Origin of the sequence: Micromonospora sp. MA102 (assembly GCF_025460765.1) — a bacterium.
Classification (GTDB): Bacteria; Actinomycetota; Actinomycetes; order Mycobacteriales; family Micromonosporaceae; genus Micromonospora; species Micromonospora halotolerans.
The window spans coordinates 47,177-65,042 of record NZ_JAMWEG010000011.1 but is presented as its reverse complement, the minus strand read 5'-3'; the positions used below and the strand labels follow the sequence as shown (position 1 = coordinate 65,042).

Below are 17,866 nucleotides of genomic sequence, written 5' to 3'. Positions count from 1 at the left end.
CCGTGACAGGACACCAACTACCGCCCGTTGTCTAGTCCCACCACATGCTTGACGAATCCGTCCCAGCACATGCTTGACGGTTGGTCTAGGGATCTTGCTTCGACGAGGGCTACTCGCGGCCGGTGGCCATGACGAGGGCCTCGGTGAACTGCTTCCAGGTCGGTTGGTCGGGGAAGTCGTCCCCGCGGTTGCGGTAGAGCCAGGGCAGAGCTTTGAGCGAGGACTCGAGTGCGGCGAGGAAGCGTTCGAGGGTGTGGTTCTCCCACTCGGTGGGGTGCGCGCGGAGGTCGGTGAGCATCCGCCCGACGATCTCGGCGGCCTCGGTGTTGGTGTTGACGTGGTCGACCTCGTCGGGGCGGATGTTGGCGAACCTGCCGGTCTCGTATGCGCTGCTCATCGGGTCATCGTGCCTGTTCTGTAGAGGGAGTCGGTCTTTCGGGGTCGGCTGGCTTTGATGTTGCGGACGGGCTGGTCGGTGGTGCGTCGGACGGTGCGGATGCCGTCGTCGCAGGCGATGGACAGCTCAGTGTCGGTGACGTCGATGGTGACGGTCTTGCGGGCGTGAATTCGGCCGAGGGCGACTTTCTGCCCGACCACCATGACCACGCCGCTGTTGGAGGCGCGGCGTTGCACCTGCACCGGTCGGGCCGCAGGTTGCGGCGGCGGGCCGGCGGGTCGGGCGCCCCGCAGCCGAGCCACCTCGGCGGTGCTGAGCGGGTTCGGTCGGGTGCGTAGTAGCTCCCGGGTGGTCAGGTCGAAGAAGCTCAGCGTGGTTGTGTCAATGCGGATGCCGACGCGTTGCCCGCCGAGGATTTCGGCGGCCAGGACGATGTGCTGCCCGAGGGAGACGTGACCGCCGCGGCTGATGGTCCTGTCAACCTCGATCGCCTCGCCCGGTGGCGCCGGCGGCAGGGGCGGTTCCCCAGCTGGCCGGCCACCCTGGCGCAGCAGGATGGCGAGGTCGGCGGCGGACAGGTGTGAGCGCACCGACTTGATGCGGGTGCCGGCGATCAGGAGGTGAATGACGTCGGTGTCGGCCCAGAACGTGACCGTCACTCCGGATCGGGCCGGGCCGAGCCAGAACTGCTTGCCCGCGACCTGCAGGTTTCCCGAGGGCGGCACCACGCGGTCGAACTCCACCGCCCCTGGCACGAGCTGAACCGCCGGGATCGGAATCGGCGGGGAGACGAGGGGCTGGTCGACGGGCTGGGTGAGCCGGGCGGGCAGTTTCACCGGCACCACCTGCTCTGGGGCGGGGGTGAACCGGTCGGCGGGGAAGGCCATGTCCAGGGACTGGTGCGGCCGGTCGGTGTTGTATTCGTGCCGGAAGGCGTCGACGGCGGCTTGGACGGTGTCCAGGTCGGGCCAGACTGGCACCTCGTCGAGGAGTTCCCGGCGCAGGGTCTGGTGGAACCGTTCCACCTTCCCAGTGGTGGTCGGGGAGGCGGGTTGGGTGAGCCGGTGGATGATGCCGTTCTCGCGGCAGATCCGGTCGAACATCACCTCACCGCCCTTGCCGAACCGGTCGGTGAACTGCTTGCCATTGTCCGTGAGCACTTCCTCGGGCACCCCGAACCGTTGCAGGGCGGCGGCGAAGGCCAGGCAGACGGCCCGGCCGGTGGCCCGCCTGACGACCTGGGCGATGACGCAGAACCGGGAATGGTCGTCCACCCCGGTGACGACTTTGGCTTCGGTGCCGTCGGCGAGCATGATCCCGCCGACGATGTCCATCTGCCACAACTCCATCGGCCGAGCCCGCTGCCACCGCACATAGTCCTTGCGGCCCCGGCGACGCTTGGCCGGCTCGATCAGACCGTGGCGGACCAGGATCCGATACACCGTCATCCGCGACGGCGCCGGCTCCGGACACCCATGCCGCCCAAGCTCGAACGCGATCCGCCGGGAGCCCCACCGCGGATGAAGCCTGCGCAGCTCACACACCAACGCCTCCACCTCCGCCGGCGCCTGATGAGCACACCCCTGAGGCCGGCGGGATCGGTCTTCCAGCCCGGCGAGTCCCACTTCGGCATAGCGGGCGAGCCAGGAATGGATGGTCTGCCGGGACACCCCGATCCGGGCCGCCACTTCCACCACGGGTTCTCCGGCCTGCACGGCGAGGACAGCCCGATACCGCTGTTCCACGATCGACAACTCCACCAGCGCCAATCCCGGCCTCCCCAGCCCGTGATGCCCGCAACCATCACGCGATGAGGAAGCCGAATATCGATCATGTCAAGCATCTGGTGGGACGCGAGTGTCAAGCATGTTCCGTGACGGGACACCAACTACCGCCCGTACGTTGCCGAATTGGCCTCTAATGAATCAAGGCGGCCCGCAAGCGGGCCGCGCCGCCCCGGCCCCGGCCTGTTGGCGACCTCCGGCCGGCATCGGCCGGGCCGGCCGGCCACATGGGGCCTATCGTTCTGACGTGACGGATTCCGGGAGGGTTGCCCGGGAGCTGCGTGACTTGCTCGATCAGGTCGCGCGCACCCATGGATGTTCTGTCCTGCCGCCGACAGGTGGTGCTGTGGCAGGCCGAGGACTCTACATCACGCACGACCTGCGGGAGTTCTACGAGCTGTGCGGCGGGGCCTGGCTGTTCCGCGACGGCCCTTACCGATGGCGAATCTGCGGACCCGACGACCTCGTGCCGGCGAGTCCCCGACTGCTGACTGAGGCCGTCGCGCGAGAGGTCGAGACCGAGGCGCCGGACGATCTGACCAACGGCTGTTACGTCATCGCTGACGGCGGCGGGGCATCCACAGACCCGCACGTCGTGATCGACCTCCACCCGACCCGGGAGGGACGCTGCTACCTGGTCGGTTGGGATACCTACGGCCTAGCCGGCGAGATGCCTGTCGCCGCTACATCAGTTCCCGAGTTGCTCCGCTGGCTTCTCAGCACAGACGGCGCGAATCCGACTCTCGCGCCCAGCCACGGCGACGCGTACGACGAGGCGTAATCGAGCGGTTGTCAACCGGCGGCATGGTGAGGCGGGCCGAGCGCCGTCCTGGCTGCTCGCCGTCGAGGTTGGGGCGATCGCTGCCGCGCAGCAGAGCTGCCTGCCCCCGAGCCTCGGTGCGCACCGCCCGCGGTTCGCTGACGACGAGGACCAGGCCGTAACCATCCCCCGGGTGCCGGATCCTCTACGCCACCCGCCCGGCGTCAAGGGCGCTCCGCGTCGGCAAGCCGATGGCCTCCGGCCACCCTTGACCCCGACCGGGTGCCGCAGTCTCTGGCACCTATCCGGGGGATGGGGGCAGCGTGGCGACACGGGCCATCCATGGGCCAGTAGCCACGGGTGCGAGCGGTCACCAGCGGCACGAGACTTGGCCCGCCCACCGTCGCGAGTAGGCGTTTCGGGCATCACGGCCGGTTGAGCACGCTCTTTCAAACTGACGGTGCTGTAGTCCGCCAGGGGCTCTGGCCCGAGCTAACGGCCTTACTACTTGCGTTCGTTTCGTCGGTTTGCCGCTACCGCCGTTAGGAGGACGGCCGCAGCTGCCGGCAAGGACGCAGCCACGCCCGTCCAATAGGACTTCTGTGTGATCGCCGAGTAGATCAACAAGGCTACGGCAGTGCCAGGGCTACACCGATCACGACTCGCCGGCGGCTTGTTGAATGCCTCATCGGCGCAGGAGCGTGCACAGATCGCAGGAACGGGGCAGCGGCGCTCGTCTCCCGATTGGACCAGTCCGCATCTGGTCCGCAAGAGGTCGGCGGATGGCGGGCGAGTGGTGAGAGGTATCGAGAGGCGTTTCCGCTGCTTGATCGCCGTGTGGCCAGGTCGGCGGGACGGGCAGTTTGATCTCGTAATGTGTAGGTCGGCGGCACCCCATTGACCTCGCACCTCTCAGGCTGCCACCGGCGTGTGCGTAGTGAGGAAGGTCCGGAACTGCAGCTCCTGGTCCTCGTCCATGCCCTCCTTAGGCACAGAGATAGCCTGCCGAGAGCCGTAAAACAGCAGCCAGCCAGCGTCTGTTTCTACGACACGGGTGATCGCTGTCCACAGAATCTCGCTACGGATCGAAGGGTGCTCCTGGATGATCCGATCCTCGGTCACGGTGAGAAGCGCTTCGTGCTGGCAGATCTCGGGGAGGTTGGACACTGCACGCCGTAGAGATCGCGAATGGCCGAAGCCGAGGTAGACGCCGTAGGCCGCCAGCGCCAGTAGGAGAACCACGAGGCCACTCATGCCCGAAAAGGTCAGGAGCAGCACTGCACCGCCAACACCGACGGCCACCGCGGCTGCGGCGAAGGATCGTGTGAGGTGCAGGGTGTCGCCGTAGATGATCCGTAGGTCAGCGAGCAGCCGGGCGGGATCGTACGGCTTGTTGACCCGGATCTCCATGGGCGCTTCCTCCAAACTGGCCTCAGCATGAGCCAGGGCATACGACGACGTGCACCGAGATCTTGCCATTGGTGACACCGCCGTACAGCCATCCGTACAGCCAAGCCGAGCGATTGCGACCGTCAAACGCCGACGCGGGGCGACGAGACGAGCAGGTCAGCCGCAATGGCAGACGTCGACAGCCAACAGGCTTGATCTTTGCAAGGCAGGGGTCGCCGATCGCTTCCGGCCGGCGGTCGCGGCGGGCACCCGGCGTGCCATTGGGCGAGGACAGCAGGGGCCAGCCGAGGCCACAAAGACTGCCGAAACCAGGCTGCCAAGCCGGTTTGCTGCTGGAGATCGACAATTCCCAAGCGGACAGCCTGGGGGCCATGCTTAGAGGCCGGCTGGGCGGAAGCGAGACTCTCAAGGAGGTCACCGTGACTCGGATGCTCATCGCTGACTCCTTGACGGTTCCTCGCGTCGGCCTCGTGGTCACCGGGCGCCCGGAGCTGGAGGACATCCGCGAGGGCGATCTCCTCTGGCTAAACGAGGGCGCGCTGCGGCACAGGGTCACCGTGCGGGGCGTCAGGCATTTCTGCACCAGGTCCATCGATCCGCGGGTTGCTCCGGCTGGCGTAAACGCCTCCCTGATCCTCGACGGCGTTCCCGAGGGCATGGCGCTGCCCGGCCTCTGGCTGTCGTCGGCGTAGATCAAGATCACAGACACTGGCGCTCGTTGACCCCAGCCTGACCCCAGCGCGACGCCAACAGCGGCCACCGGATGAACGTCGGCCACGAGCCAGCGGGGAGGCGAGGCGGGTGACGGTGTATGCGGGACGCTCCTACGGATCAGTGAGTGTCACGTCTGGCGGTTCTGGGTGGACTGCCGCCAGGATCGGTGCCGGTGTTGTCGGATGACTCGCTACGGATTTCGCCGCGGAGCTGCGTGCTCTTCTTCTGACTTGTCCTCGGCAGCGCCGGCACCGGCCTGGCCCACCGGGTTGGCTTGATAAGAAGCCTGTCCGCGCTGCAACGCGTGACTCCTCACAGATGTGCCGCTCGATGACTCCACCCAGGCCGGCGCCGACCCCTGGCCCCTGCCTGGAAGGAGACCGAGGCCGTATGCCCATGCTGGCAGACGTCGTAGATGCCGTCATCGGCGGCGACACTCACCGCGATTCCCATGCTCTGGAGCTGACTGCGCCGAGTGGCGTGCACATCGCCACGTTGAGCATCAACAACGATGAGGCCGGCTTCGCCGAAGCGCTGGCGTGGATCGGCGAGCACGCCCCGGGCCCACGCGTCGTTGTCGCGTTGGAGGGCACCCGCAGCTACGGGATCGGGCTGGCGCGGGCGCTGACCGCGGCGGGGCTGATGGTGGTGGAGGTCGAACGTCCACGCCGGGTCGAGCGGCGGCGGGGCAAGTCTGATCCGATCGATGCTCGGCTGGCCGCGCTGCACGCCCTGCGCCTGGACGCCCAGAGGCTGCCGACGCCGCGGGCTGACGGCGATCGGGAGGCATTACGGATTCTGCTCAGTGCTCGGCGGGAGATGGTCGCCACCAGAACACGGGCCGTGAATCGTCTGCGTGCGCTGCTACTGACCGGAGATGAGGCGGACCGAACGTTGTCTCGCGGCTCGCTGACCTCCGAACGGTTGGCCCACATCGCTCGCCGTCGTGGCCCTCGCGACCAGACCCGTGAGCAGGCGGTGCGCCGCGCCGAAGCACGCCGTCTGGCCCTGGCGGTCCGCGCCGTAGGTCGAGACCTTGCCGACAACAAGGCCCAACTCGCCAACCTGGTTGCCGACCTCGCGCCCGATCTGCTGGCCAAGCATGGTGTGGGTCCCGTCAGCGCCGCCCAGGCCATCGTGTCTTGGTCTCATCCCGGTCGCTGCCGAAACGAAGCCGCCTACGCCGCGCTTGCTGGTGCCAGTCCGATCCCGGCCAGCAGCGGCAGGATCGTGCGTCACCGCTTCAACCGCGGCGGCGACCGTGCCCTCAACCGAGCCCTACACGACATCCTGCTCACACGATGGCGCACCTGTCCCCGCACCCAGGCATACGTCACCCGCCGCCGATCGGAAGGCATATCCGACCCCGAAATCCGCCGCTGTCTCAAGCGCTACATCGCCCGCGAGCTCTACCGCAGCCTCAACATGGCTGCCGCTTGACAAACATAGAAGCGTCAGATGGTCAGCGCCGGTCCGTCGCACAGCCGTCCGTACAGCCAGGCCCCACCGCTGGCACCGACTGAATGTTGACAGGGGCGACAGGATGCAGTCATGACGCCCGTGCCCCCGCCGCCAATAGTTGACGTCGATGCTCGCTCGGAACGTCAGGGGATAATCGTGGCCGTGGCCGTAGTGGTGGTCGCAGTTGTCGCCGCAAGTTTCATCCTCCTTTCCTGCGCCGGCTGGTGGCTCTATGCGAACCATGACCGTCCCGAACTGATTGACAGTCCCGAGGTCGCCGAGGTTGCGGAGAGCGCCTGCACCACCATGCAGGCGGCCGTCGCCGCGAGGGCTGCACCTTCCAACGCTGCCATCGACGTGAGGGTTCGCTCGATCCGGGACCAGAATGCCGCGGTGGTTGCCATGGTGGCACGCGTGCGGGGCTTAGGAAGCAAACGGCTTGATGATGACCGGCCGACCGCCGCTTGGCTATCGGACTGGGAAGCCCTTATCGAGGTCCGCGAGCAGTATGCCCGGGACCTCGCCGCCGGAGGCAAGCGACGCTTTGCCGTGCCGACGGACGATGGGGTTCCGATCACCGATCGCATGAATCATGTAGGCCTGGCTTGTCAGGTACCGCCGATGCTACTGGACCTCTGGTAGCAGCCGGTGCGTGAGGCCGGAATAGAGGCACAGGCAGGCGCGGCCCATACCGAGCGATCGCCAACGGCCCGACAACGACGGACAGACGGTCATGAGCCTGCTGCATCTCGGTCCTCATCCAGTCCTCAAGAGGGCGAGCCCCGGCGGCCGGCGCTGAGAGATATCGAGAGGGGTTTCCGCAGGCCAGACGAGATTGGGGCAGGTAGACCGTGGTGGGCAACTTGATCTCGTATGCGTAGTCATCCGTGCCACCCACGTGCCAGTAGCCCGTACCTCCAGCGGTCATCAGCGGGCACGAACGATCCCCACGTCCTGCGGCTGGCCTGGCCCACCAGGTCCATGCAGGCCGTGATCTTCGTCCTTCCAAACTGACGGTGCGGGTTCGATTCCCGTCGCCCGCTCCAACAGCATCCGACCCAGGTCAGAGGCTGCATCCCCCGATCCTGGGCCGCTCGGCCACTCCCCGTTCCGATCTTGCGGGCCACCCGTGGGCCATTAGCCGCTCTGGCCGCCCTTGCGCCGAGTCTGCCGGGCGATCCGCCGGTCCATGGCAGAGGAGATCTCGCGGTCCCGCTCGCTGGTCGCGTGCTGGTAGATCAACGCCGCACGCATGCTCGCGTGCCCCATTCGCTGCATCAGCTCGCGAGTGCTCGCGCCAGAGGCTGCGGCGAGGGTCCGTTCGATGACGACGAGGACCAGGGCGTAACTCATCCACCGGGTGCCCGATTCTCTACGCCACCCGGCCGGCGTCAAGGGCGCTGCGCGTCGGCACACCGATGGCCTACGGCCACCCTTGACCCCGACCGCGCGCCGTAGTACTTAGCACCTGTCCGGAGGATGGAGGCAGACTGGCGGCCGCCACTTGCCGGAGGGGTGGGCACTACTCGTACGGCCGCATCCCGCTGGCAAGGACGCTGCGGATGCGCGCGATGGTGCCCAGGGCGTCCGCGCGGCTTTTATCAGTCGTCCAACTTTGAGCCCAAGGGCCACCTTCGGCGGTTGCTTCTTTGATCGCGCGCAGTCCAAGGCTCAGTAGCTCTGCTGGCAGTGGCTTCGGAAGCCACGCCGTCACTTCCTGCTCTGCATCGAACGGATCATCGCCGGAGATGTTGACGGCCATGACGGCTGCGGCCGCGATGACCTCGGTGTCCCAAAGATCGCGCGGCCACTCGGAGAGCGGGACGGTGGCGGATCGGAGAAGCCGGGACACCACGCCAAGGCGGGCGTCCGGCGTCAACTCCTCAAGCGAGTCCAGGAAGTCCTCCCCCCATCGCTATCGAACGGACCCTCGCCCCAGGTACCCATACGCCTCCCTCAGACGATGCCAGGCTAGGGGATCGGCACACCCATCCGTACAGCCAAGCCCGTCCGCCTACGCTGCCTCGCCCGACAACTACCGACGAACTGGCCAGGCGTACGGCCGCTCAACCAGCCATCCGCGATCTTCTTCTAATCCCAATGCCGGTATGGGCCATCCATGGGCCAGTAACCGTGGCGCGCAGCGGGCGCGAGCGGGCACGAGACGCAACCGGCCCAGCCGCCGCCCGCAGGCGTTTCGGGCAACACGACCGCTTGAGCACGCTCCTCCGAACTGAGGCTCGCAGGGGACAGCGGTGTTGCGAAGGGGACCCTATCCTCTCGGCCATAGGGGCTCTCGAGCCCTGGCACATGTTTGGGAGCAATGCTCAGAACCTGTGGATCGGTCGGGAAGGGCGTACCTTCCCGATGATCGGATAGGTCTCGAGCAAGGCCGACGTTGGCGCGTCGGTCGGGAAGGCACGCCCGGTGCTGACTGTAGTCGCGGAGGACGGGACGAGGCGCGAGGGCGTCTCGCTGCTGGATGATGTGGTTCGGGAAGGTGCGCGGCGGATGCTGGCCGCCGCATTGGAGGCGGAGGTCGACGCGTATCTGGCCGAGCTGGCCGACGAGCGTGACCAGCGGGGCCGGCGGATGGTGGTGCGAAGCGGTCACGCGCAGCCGCGACAGGTGATGACCTCGGCCGGCGTCGTGGAGTGCAGACCCCTCGGGTCGACGACAAGCGGATCGATGCGAACACTGGTGAGCGCAAGCGGTTCCGGTCGGTGATCCTTCCTCCGTGGTGCCGTAGGTCGCCGAAGGTGGCCGAGGTATTGCCGCTGCTGTACTTGCACGGGCTGTCGACCGGCGACTTCGTACCGGCGCTGGAGTCGTTCCTGGGCTCGGCCGCAGGGCTGTCCTCGGCGACGATCACGAGGCTGACCAAGCAGTGGACCGACGACTACTACGTCTTCTGCCAACAAGACCTGTCGGGCGTCGATTACGTGTATGTGTGGGCCGACGGCATCCACGTCAACGTGCGCCTGGACGAGGACAAGCTGTGTCTGCTAGTCATCATCGGTGTGCACGCCGATGGCACCAAGGAGTTGGTCGCTCTCGCCGACGGCTATCGGGAGTCGACTGGGTCGTGGGCGGACCTGCTACGCGACTGCGCCCGGCGAGGCATGCGGGCCCCAGTCCTGGCCGTCGGCGATGGTGCACTGGGGTTCTGGGCCGCGCTGCGGGAGGTCTTCCCCGACACCCGCGTCCAGCGGGACTGGGTGCACAAGGTCGCCAACGTTCTGGCGGCGATGCCCAAGTATGCCCATCCGGGCGTGAAGGCGGCTCTTGCCGAGGTCTACAACGCCGAGGACAAGCAGCATGCCCGCACCGCGGCGAAGCGGTTCGCCGAGGTTTACGGCGTCAAGTTTCCCAAGGCGATAAAGAAGGTCGTCGACGACCTCGACGAGCTGCTGGCGTTCTACGACTTTCCCGCCGAGCACTGGATCCACCTGCGTACCTCGAATCCGATCGAGTCAACCTTCGCCACGGTTCGCCACCGCACCCGCGTCACGAAAGGGCCGGGCAGCCGCGCCGCCGGGCTGGCCATGGCGTTCAAACTCATCGAGTCCGCGCAGCAGCGATGGCGGGCGGTCAACGCCCCGCACCTGGTCGCCCTCGTCCGCGCCGGCGCCACTTTCCGCAACGGCCACCTCGTTGAGCGCCCCTACCAGGAGGTGGCAGCGTGAATCAGCGAGACAATGCCATTACCGAGGAAGAGCTAGCCGCCATCGAAGAGCGAGCGGCAGCTGCTACACCTGGCCCCTGGCACGTTCGGCTCCTCGACGACGACCACGCCGCCAATTTGGTCGCGGTCAGCACGACATCCGACACAGGTCGTGGTGAGAGCTGGCCGGACTTCGCCGCGGGTGAAATGGTCGCTGCCACCCTCGTCCAGTTCCCCAACCGCTACATCGACTGCGCCGACGAGCGCTGGGACGAGAACGCCCTGTTCATCGCACACGCCCGTGAAGACATACCCAGGTTGATCGCAGAGATCCGCCGTCTCAAGACCAGCAACCGGCCGACCCACAAGTCTTGACAATTGCTCCCGTCGCCCGCTCCAACCATGATGGCTCATCCAGACCGCGTGATCGTCGCACTGGGCACTTCCCACCTCTTCTCTGTGTTGAATCTCGTGCGCCATCGCGTGCCACTGGTTCCCTGACGGTCGCACTGCTGGCACTATCCCTGGCATGAAGTGGTGGCACGCCTCGCTGGCCGATGTGCGCAGGACCGCCAAGGCAGAATGCGACCGCCGAGGCTGGTCGTGGCAAGGGCCAGTGCGCATGAGGCTCCGAGGCCACCGGCCTGATCTTCGCGCTCACATCACCAGCCGCAGCTACTTTGCCGAACCGGGCCTGCTGTATCGGTGGCCCGGACAGATCATCGGCGAGGACACCCGCACACCCGCACGCCGGCGCGCCGAGCGGAAGAGGATCATCCAGGCGGGCGCCGAAGCTATGCTCGCGATGCTCACTCCGAGACGACTGGCAGTCGATGAGTAGCCACGATGCGGGTGAGCGCCCTCAGGTGGACTGGCGACGCCAGCTTGCTGCCGCGCTGAGTGGCGCGGCGGGTGGTATGGGCATCAACGTCTTGAGCAACGACTTCGGGTATCAGGGGGCGGCGGCTGTGGCTGCTGGCGCAGCTGTCCTGGCCGCAGCCTCATTTCTACGAAGGCTGCCTCCTCGGGCCCCCCTCGTTCGGTACACCCCTCGGATCCTGCTGGCCTTGGCCCTGGCATGCACGATAATAGCCGCCCTCGGCCCTGCCGCTTGGGCAGCCTCTGTAACCCTCGCCGCTGCTGCCATGTGCGCCATCGCCATCCTGATTCCTGCGGGGCACGAAGCCACCGGTGCGCTTCTGCTCTGGGCGGGAGTCATCGGTGGGGGTGTAGCGGCAATCGGTCTGGGTGTGGCCCAGCTGATCGACGGTGACGTCCTACTCGGAATGGCGGTCCTCGCCGCCGGTGCGGCTGTCATCGGTGCGGGTGCGGCGCGCCTGTTGGGGAGGGAAGTCCTGTTTCACGCGGCGTTGATATGTGCGGGGGCAGCTATGGCCGGTATCGGTGTTGCCCAGCTCATTCGCGGCAAAGCCCCGTCCGGCGCATTGGCCATCGAGGGGAGCGTGCCGGGTATTGCTGGCGGGCTCGCAGTAATCGGTGCGGGTGTGGCCCGGCTGCTCCGCCGCAAGATGATGTTCAGCGTGGCGGTCATCGGCGGGGGTGTGGCCGTCATCGGCGCGGGCGTGACGCAGTTGGTAGACGGCAACGCCCTGCTTGGGGCGGCAGCCACGGCTGCGGGCGTGGCGTTCAGCGCTGGCGGCGTCGCTCGGCTCCTGAGGAGCGAAGTCCTCTTCGGGGTGGCGGTCTTCGCTGACGGGATGGCAGTCATTGGTGTGGGCGTGACCCAAATGCTTGACGGCAATGTCCTGCTCGGAGCCGCCGTCATCAGCGGGGGTGTGGCGGCGGCGACGTTCATGGCAAAGAATCCAGCGATGATCGGACGATTACGAAGAGGCCTTGCGGTCTTGACACGGGATCCGGGAGAAGGCCACCAGGAGCCAGCCAAGGCGGGTGGCCCAGGATGATGACTGCATCACTTCTGGACTGGCGATAATTTCGTCCCGGCCCAAGCAGCAAGCCACGATGCGGGTGAAGCATCTGATGGCGACTGCCGAGCACGTGTCGTGACAGGACCGCTGTCTTGCACCTCGGTTGCCGCATTGTTCTCTGCAGGATTAGGCGGCCCGCAAAACGGCCGCGCCGCTCCGGCCCCGGCCTGCTGGCAACCTCCGGCCGGCATCGGCCGGACCGGCCGGCCACCCTGACAGGACGACAAAACCTGTGAAGACCTCGGCCTCCGCCCCGAACCCCGGTCCTCCTCAGAGACGCCGCGGGATCACCTCGTCGGGCACCACAAGGGCCACCAGCCTCCCCGGATGGGCCAAGGTCGTTCCTTAGGGTCCCTGTGTCTGGATGGTGTTCCGGGCCGCCGGGTTGGTTGGTGTGGCTCAAGGTCGTTTGCCGTTAGGTGGCCATGGACGAGCGGCCGCCCAGCCAGCTCAGGGTGCCTTGGCCGCTGATTGAGATCTGCGAGTCGTCGCTTGCTAAGGAACTGCCGGAGGGATGGTCCGAGGTGACCTGGATCTGCGTGCTCCGGGAGGACGGTTTGGTGCCCGATGGGGTCGAAGCCGGGGCCAACACCGGTCAGCTCCTGGACGTGGTTGTCTTCTAGGCATGGGAGCTCAGGCCGGGTCACTGTCGAGCGGCTTCCGATCGGTTTGGAACAACCTGCCGGACGCTCAAGCTGCCGCACCGCGGCCCGTCCGGTTCATAGAGGGCCGACACTCGTCGAGGAGCTTGCTCTCGAGCAGGTATGCCGCCTCCCGGCTATCGCACGGGTACGCCAACCAGGAGGTCATGGGCTTGCCGTCCCTCCGGTGGCTCCGCATCCGATCTCTGAACACCTTCGTGCTTCCGACATAGATTGGACGCGCATCGACGTCGTACAGCACGTAGACGACCGCCTGTCCACGAGGAGGTGTAATCGTGTCCGGCTCGTACGGATAGCACCCTTGCCAGTGGGTACCCCCGGGCGCGTTTGGTCGTGTCTTGACTCGGTTGCGCCAGTGATACTGCACTGTGCCTGCGGGGACCGACATGTGCTCATCCCACCTCGTGGTGAACCCAGGTCCCAGCCCACGCGCCCGCTCATAGATGAGCGCGAGATCGTCCATGTCCAACCGTCCGTCGCGATACTCGCGGTTGATGGCGGTGTAGAGCTGTGCCTGGGCTTCCACGAGTCGCACACTCAGATCATTGATCTTTCGGCGGATCAACTCGCAGTGCTGGAACGTCGCCTCGTAGGTCGTCACCGTCTACCTTCCGATCGGGGGCATGCCTCGATATCTCGACCACCGCGCCGACCTGATCGAGACCGAGATGAGTGGACGATCCAGTCGGCCAAGCGCACAGGTCTGCGGACTACGAGTACCACGGGTGTACGACAAGCCCTCTGACGCTGGCGCTACACCCGTACATCCGCGCCATCGAGCCATCGAGCCATCGAGCCCGAGCCTCCGGCCCACACCGGGCGGCCCGAGGATCAGTTGGTCCGCGGAGTCCTGCCCCACCACCTTCAGGAAGGGGGTCGCTCACCCACCATGCGGGATTCATAACAACCACCGCACGTCTGGTGAGCGTCCGCGAACACGCACTAGAGAATGAGGCCCATGCCCTTGACCGACTCGGTCCGTCGAATCGCCGTGGTTCTGGGGCGTCTTCCACCACCGTACGGGCCCCTGGAGCTGCCACCACCGATCTCGCCAGACGAGCCACTCGACGACATCGCCTCCGGCTACGCCGAGTTCCTGCGCCTTGCCGACGGGGCTGTATGTGGAGGCACCGGCGATATCCGGCTGTGGTCAGCAGCCTCCGTGCGGCAGACGCCGTGGGTGGCCGACGACTTGCCGGGCGGTGCCGCGCGGTGGTGCGCGGTCGCGGACTTGCTGGAGAATCCCGTTCTGGTCGAACGTGCAACGGGGGAGGTGTGGTGGTTCTCCGATCTGAACGTCGTGTGGTACACGGACGTTGAGCTGGCCAGTTTCGCGAAGCTGGCGGACGACCTTGCCGGGTTCATCGACTACCTCATCCTCGGCCCTGGCTACGCTCAGCACCTGTCGAGTGGGCCGGACGACCCGTGGCTGCAGGCGCTGTCGAGCGGTGACCCGCGCCAGCAGGGTTGATTGCGACACCTGGCTAGTCGTCGTCGGGGTGGGTGAAGCGGTGGGGGTTGGTGGCGGGGTTGTCGGGGCCGTGGTCGCTGGGCAGCTCGTGTAGCCAGCGGCGCAGCCCGGGCTCGGTGGTCAGTGTCCAGGCCGGTCCGGCGGGGTGCTCGTCGTGGATGCCGGTGGCGACGGGCATGGCGGTGGGCACGCCGGCGAGGGCGCGTAGGAGGTTGGCTTCGCGGCGTCGGCTGCGCACGCGCAGCAGGACGGGGTAGCGGGGCCCGAACTGGGCGAGGCGTTCGTAGCCGCGCAGCTTGCGCAGCACGACGGCGAGCGGTTCGGTGCCGTTGTCGTGCTCCAGGAAGAACCCCACCTGCTGGTGCTCCCCGACGCACCACACGCCGTGCCCGTCGGGCCGGATGCCGGCGACGGCGTAGGCGGCGGTCGCGTGCTGCTCGGACCACCACCTCGCCAGCCACGCGTTTTGGTGGCTGCGCGCGTGAGCGAGGAGGTCGACGAACAGTTGGTTGGTGCCGAGCAGGTGGGCGAGGCGGCAACTGCCGACGATGCGTTCGGTGCGCTCGATGCTGCTGCGCGGGGGCCGGGCGTCGGGCCGGTCCGGGTCGTTGTAGGCGGTGGGGTGCACGAGCATGCCGAGGGGACCGAGGGCGTAGAGGTACTGGCCGTCGCCGGTGGTGATGTCGACGAAGCGGCTGACGGCCTCGATGCCGTGCAGGGTGGCCAGCCGTAGCCGGGCAGAACGGCGAGAGGTGAACGCCGCCTCGGTGATCTGGTCTGCCGAGAGCACATAGTGCTCGGCCAGCCAGGCGAGGAGCTGACGGTCGCGCAGCGTGAGTCGACGCAGGTGCTCCAGACGGGAGCGGCGGCTGGTGTTGCTGCGCGAGGCGAGAAGCCGGGGGTTGGATGACCGAGGAGGGAAGACAGGTCGATCGGTAGACATGAGCGGACATCCCTTCAGGGAGGAAGTGGATCCCCTCCGCTGGAGGGGTGTCTGGATTCAGAGGTGGTGGTGACCGTGCCGGTGCGTCGCCGTGTGCTGCACTGACAGGCCTGCCCGCGCTGATCGGTCAACGGCAGTCAGCCCTTGGTGGTGAAGGGCGGAGGAAGCGTCTGCGGAAGGGGCGACGGAAACCCCCGCCAGGCGCCTGACAGACGCCGAAGGAACCTCTGTCAGCCCGGCCACCTGGTCACACCGGGCGACCCCTTTGCGGTCAGCCGGGCCTCAAGGCCTGGCCTTGTCGCTCTCCACATGGGGCGCGCGGGTTTGCTGGGGTGGCTTTGAGTAGCGGTCGACCAGGGCGTCGATCGCGCCGGTGTCCTGCGCCGGGACGGCGCGCGCGGCGGCCTGCCGGATCGCGGTCGCCTCGCCGATTAGCGGCTTGGGTGGGCGGGTCCTCATGGTGAACGCCGGCGTCTGTCGGCCGCCCACGACTAGGCGGGTGGCGGTGGTGTAGGCGTCGAGGTGGGTCAGGTCGTGCTCGTCGAGTTCCGGCAGAGTGTGCCGCGCGAGGACCCGCGCGTCCTCCGGCGCGCAGGAGAAATAGATCTTGTTGCGGGCGTTCGCGGACGCGGCCGCGAGGAGGTCCTTCGGGAATTGGGCGAGGTCCTGGTGCGAGAGAACCAGGGACAGCCGATACTTGCGGGCCTCGGCGAGCATCGTGTCCAGGCTGTTGGCGAGGGTGAGGAAGTTCTGCGCCTCGTCGATGATGAGCGTGGCGTCACGCCGCTTGTCGGGGGCGATGCGCGCGCGGGCGGTGGCGGCCTGCCACACCTGCGCCAGCACCAGGGACCCGAGCAGCTTGCTGGTGTCCTCTCCGAGCTGACCCTTGGGGATGCGCACGAGCAGTGCGCCGCCGTCGAGGACCTCACCCATGTCGAAACTCGAGCGCGGGTAGCGCATCGTGCGTTTGACGAAGTCCCGCAGCAGGAACGCCCGGAGACGGGCGAGCACCGGTCCGATGACCTGGGAGCGCAGAGCGGGGTTGAGCTCGTCGTACCACTGCCAGAACCCGGACAGGCCGGCCGGGTCGTCCAGGTCAACGGTCATCGCCGAGCGGAACTGGGCGGAGTTGAGCAGGGGCGGGATGTGCTGCAGGGTGACGTTGGCGTGCCGCAGCAGGGTCAGGCACGCCACCCGCATCACGTCGTCCATGCGCGGGCCCCACGCCTTGGCGAAGATGTTCCCGAAGATCGACACCAGGTTGTCCACGACCAGATCCGGGTCGTCGCCGGACAGCGGGTTGATCGTCGGCGGGTTGGGCTGGTCGGGGTCGAACAGCACCACCCGGTCCGCGACCGATGCGGGGAGCCGGTCGAGGATGTCCAGGACCATGTCGCCGTGCGGGTCGATGACCACCGTGCCGCGGCCGGCGGTGATGTCGTCGACGGCCATGTTGACCAGCAACGTCGTCTTCCCGGAGCCGGTGGCCCCCACGACGTGCAGGTGGTAGCGGGCGTCGGGCACGGCCAGGGCCACCGTGTGGCCGCCGACCTGGGCGTTGCCGATTACCTTCGTGCCGCGCCCGCCGCTGGGCACGGCGACCGGGGCGGGCATGGACTTCGCCCGCGCCCGATCCAGCCCGGGCACGGCCAGGTCCCGGGGCAACGCGGCGAGCGCGGCCAGCTCCGGGGTGCAGGTGAGGAACCCGCCGCCGAGACGCCGCGACGCCAGCACCACGACCGGCGACGACATGGGGGTACGAGGGACGAGGCGGTTGCGGCCCGAATAGATCGCGAAGGAGGACGCGATCGTGTCGGCGACGCCTAGCAGCCGGGGCCGCTGGTTCGTGCTTCCGCGCCGGCTGTCCTTGCCGACGGCGTAGCGCACGGCGGTCTCCCACAGCGGGTGGGAGGTCTTGTCTAGGATCGCCCGCACATCGCGCTCCACGCCCGGGTCGCGCCGCCCGGCCGGAGCTGATCGGGCGGGGCCGGCGGTGCTGCCGGGCAGGAACAGCTCGACGAGCCACAGCAGGGGAGCGGCCGGGTTGAGCCCAGGGACCGCGGTTTTGCCGTCGCGCAATCGGGCGGCGGCCCGCCGGGCACGCGACACGCGACGGGGCGCGGCTGGCCGGGCCAGGACCTGCACGCACGCGTACTCGTCAGCCTTGAGCTGGGAGCCGGCGGACATCAGCGCCCGCACCGGATCGTTGTCGTGACCGGTGTGCAAGGGCAGCCACTCCGCTGCCGCGGGCAGTAGGTGACCGCCCACCGCCACCGGCACACCCAACGGCATCGGCGGGGCAGCGCTGTCCTCGACGGCGCAGGCGGCGCCGGGCCAGGCGGCGCGGACGGCGGCTTCCAGGGCGCCGCGCGCGACCGTGCCGGGCACCCACACAGAGATCAGCAGCCGCCGACCGGTCCACGAGTACTGCCACACCACGTGCGGGCTGCCGTAGAGCAGCCTCCGGCGGCGCGACGGCGTGAGGGTGCCCGCGAGGTTGGCCCACAACGCCGCGGCGCCGTGCGGGTCGACCTCCGGTGGCGGAGCAATGGTGACCAGACGGGCGCCGGCGGCGTGCCGGCGGTGCCGCCACAGCTGCAGCAGGTTGCGGCCGGCGACGAAGGCGACCAGCATGCTCGCCGCGACGGCGA

The 17,866-nt window shown here is 67.8% G+C and carries 16 protein-coding genes and 1 pseudogene; 9 read left to right on the top strand and 8 right to left on the bottom strand.

Features of this window, described 5'->3' with window-relative positions; translation table 11 throughout:
- Positions 1-109: 109 nt before the first annotated feature.
- Together NFX44_RS21845 and NFX44_RS21840 are read right to left on the bottom strand one after the other, a co-directional pair.
- The gene (locus NFX44_RS21845) at positions 110-397 is read right to left on the bottom strand and encodes a hypothetical protein (protein ID WP_262285434.1); all 288 of its coding nucleotides are present in this window, start codon (positions 395-397) and stop codon (positions 110-112) included.
- Entirely contained in the window at positions 394-2,151 is a 1,758-nt protein-coding gene (locus tag NFX44_RS21840; protein WP_262285552.1) for an IS481 family transposase, read from the bottom strand. Before NFX44_RS21840 ends, NFX44_RS21845 begins: the two co-directional genes overlap by 4 nt.
- 277 nt (positions 2,152-2,428) lie before the next feature.
- Between NFX44_RS21840 and NFX44_RS21835 the strand changes: the two genes are divergently transcribed.
- Positions 2,429-2,962, top strand: coding sequence for a hypothetical protein (locus NFX44_RS21835; RefSeq protein ID WP_262285433.1), 534 nt, complete (start codon positions 2,429-2,431; stop codon positions 2,960-2,962).
- A gap of 891 nt (positions 2,963-3,853) precedes the next feature.
- Here the strand turns inward: NFX44_RS21835 and NFX44_RS21830 are convergent.
- Positions 3,854-4,351, bottom strand: a complete 498-nt coding sequence (locus NFX44_RS21830) for a YcxB family protein (RefSeq protein ID WP_262285432.1) — start codon at positions 4,349-4,351, stop codon at positions 3,854-3,856.
- A 326-nt stretch (positions 4,352-4,677) separates the two neighbouring features.
- Here NFX44_RS21830 and NFX44_RS21825 point away from each other — a divergent pair, with 326 nt between their 5' ends.
- The 3 genes from NFX44_RS21825 to NFX44_RS21815 all read left to right on the top strand — a co-directional run bounded on the left by NFX44_RS21825 (position 4,678) and on the right by NFX44_RS21815 (position 7,168).
- A complete protein-coding gene (locus NFX44_RS21825) occupies positions 4,678-5,043 on the top strand; it encodes a hypothetical protein (protein WP_262285431.1) in 366 nt (121 codons plus the stop codon).
- A gap of 412 nt (positions 5,044-5,455) precedes the next feature.
- Positions 5,456-6,505: an IS110 family transposase gene (locus NFX44_RS21820; RefSeq protein ID WP_262285430.1), complete on the top strand. Its 1,050-nt coding sequence runs from the start codon at positions 5,456-5,458 to the stop codon at positions 6,503-6,505.
- 183 nt (positions 6,506-6,688) lie between these two features.
- A complete protein-coding gene (locus tag NFX44_RS21815) occupies positions 6,689-7,168 on the top strand; it encodes a hypothetical protein (protein WP_262285429.1) in 480 nt (159 codons plus the stop codon).
- Between the two features lie 495 nt (positions 7,169-7,663).
- Here NFX44_RS21815 and NFX44_RS21810 read toward each other — a convergent pair whose 3' ends face one another.
- Together NFX44_RS21810 and NFX44_RS21805 are read right to left on the bottom strand one after the other, a co-directional pair.
- The gene (locus tag NFX44_RS21810; RefSeq protein ID WP_262285428.1) at positions 7,664-7,879 is read right to left on the bottom strand and encodes a hypothetical protein; all 216 of its coding nucleotides are present in this window, start codon (positions 7,877-7,879) and stop codon (positions 7,664-7,666) included.
- 169 nt (positions 7,880-8,048) lie between these two features.
- Positions 8,049-8,405 carry a hypothetical protein gene (locus NFX44_RS21805; protein WP_262285427.1) on the bottom strand — a complete coding sequence of 119 codons (357 nt, stop codon included), beginning with the start codon at positions 8,403-8,405 and terminating at the stop codon, positions 8,049-8,051.
- 548 nt (positions 8,406-8,953) lie between these two features.
- Here NFX44_RS21805 and NFX44_RS21800 point away from each other — a divergent pair.
- The 4 genes and pseudogenes from NFX44_RS21800 to NFX44_RS21785 all read left to right on the top strand — a co-directional run bounded on the left by NFX44_RS21800 (position 8,954) and on the right by NFX44_RS21785 (position 12,762).
- Positions 8,954-10,212 (top strand): annotated as a pseudogene (locus tag NFX44_RS21800) (IS256 family transposase).
- Complete coding sequence (locus tag NFX44_RS21795; RefSeq protein ID WP_262285426.1) at positions 10,209-10,565, top strand: hypothetical protein; 357 nt, start codon at positions 10,209-10,211, stop codon at positions 10,563-10,565. Before NFX44_RS21800 ends, NFX44_RS21795 begins: the two are co-directional and overlap by 4 nt.
- A 542-nt stretch (positions 10,566-11,107) precedes the next feature.
- Positions 11,108-12,115, top strand: coding sequence for a hypothetical protein (locus NFX44_RS21790; protein ID WP_262285425.1), 1,008 nt, complete (start codon positions 11,108-11,110; stop codon positions 12,113-12,115).
- A gap of 449 nt (positions 12,116-12,564) precedes the next feature.
- On the top strand, positions 12,565-12,762 hold the full coding sequence (locus NFX44_RS21785) for a hypothetical protein (protein ID WP_262285424.1): 198 nt from the start codon (positions 12,565-12,567) through the stop codon (positions 12,760-12,762).
- Positions 12,763-12,829: 67 nt separating this feature from the next.
- Here the strand turns inward: NFX44_RS21785 and NFX44_RS21780 are convergent, their stop codons facing one another.
- Positions 12,830-13,402 (bottom strand): hypothetical protein, encoded by a 573-nt coding sequence (locus NFX44_RS21780; RefSeq protein ID WP_262285423.1) that lies wholly within the window; start codon positions 13,400-13,402, stop codon positions 12,830-12,832.
- Between the two features lie 357 nt (positions 13,403-13,759).
- Between NFX44_RS21780 and NFX44_RS21775 the strand changes: the two genes are divergently transcribed.
- Positions 13,760-14,272 (top strand): hypothetical protein, encoded by a 513-nt coding sequence (locus NFX44_RS21775; protein WP_262285422.1) that lies wholly within the window; start codon positions 13,760-13,762, stop codon positions 14,270-14,272.
- 13 nt (positions 14,273-14,285) lie between these two features.
- On the opposite strand, the gene NFX44_RS21770 is transcribed toward NFX44_RS21775, so the two are convergent.
- Positions 14,286-15,215 carry a replication-relaxation family protein gene (locus NFX44_RS21770; protein WP_262285421.1) on the bottom strand — a complete coding sequence of 310 codons (930 nt, stop codon included), beginning with the start codon at positions 15,213-15,215 and terminating at the stop codon, positions 14,286-14,288.
- 282 nt (positions 15,216-15,497) lie between these two features.
- Entirely contained in the window at positions 15,498-17,849 is a 2,352-nt protein-coding gene (locus NFX44_RS21765) for a DUF87 domain-containing protein (protein WP_262285551.1), read from the bottom strand.
- Between the last annotated feature and the right edge of the window lie 17 nt (positions 17,850-17,866).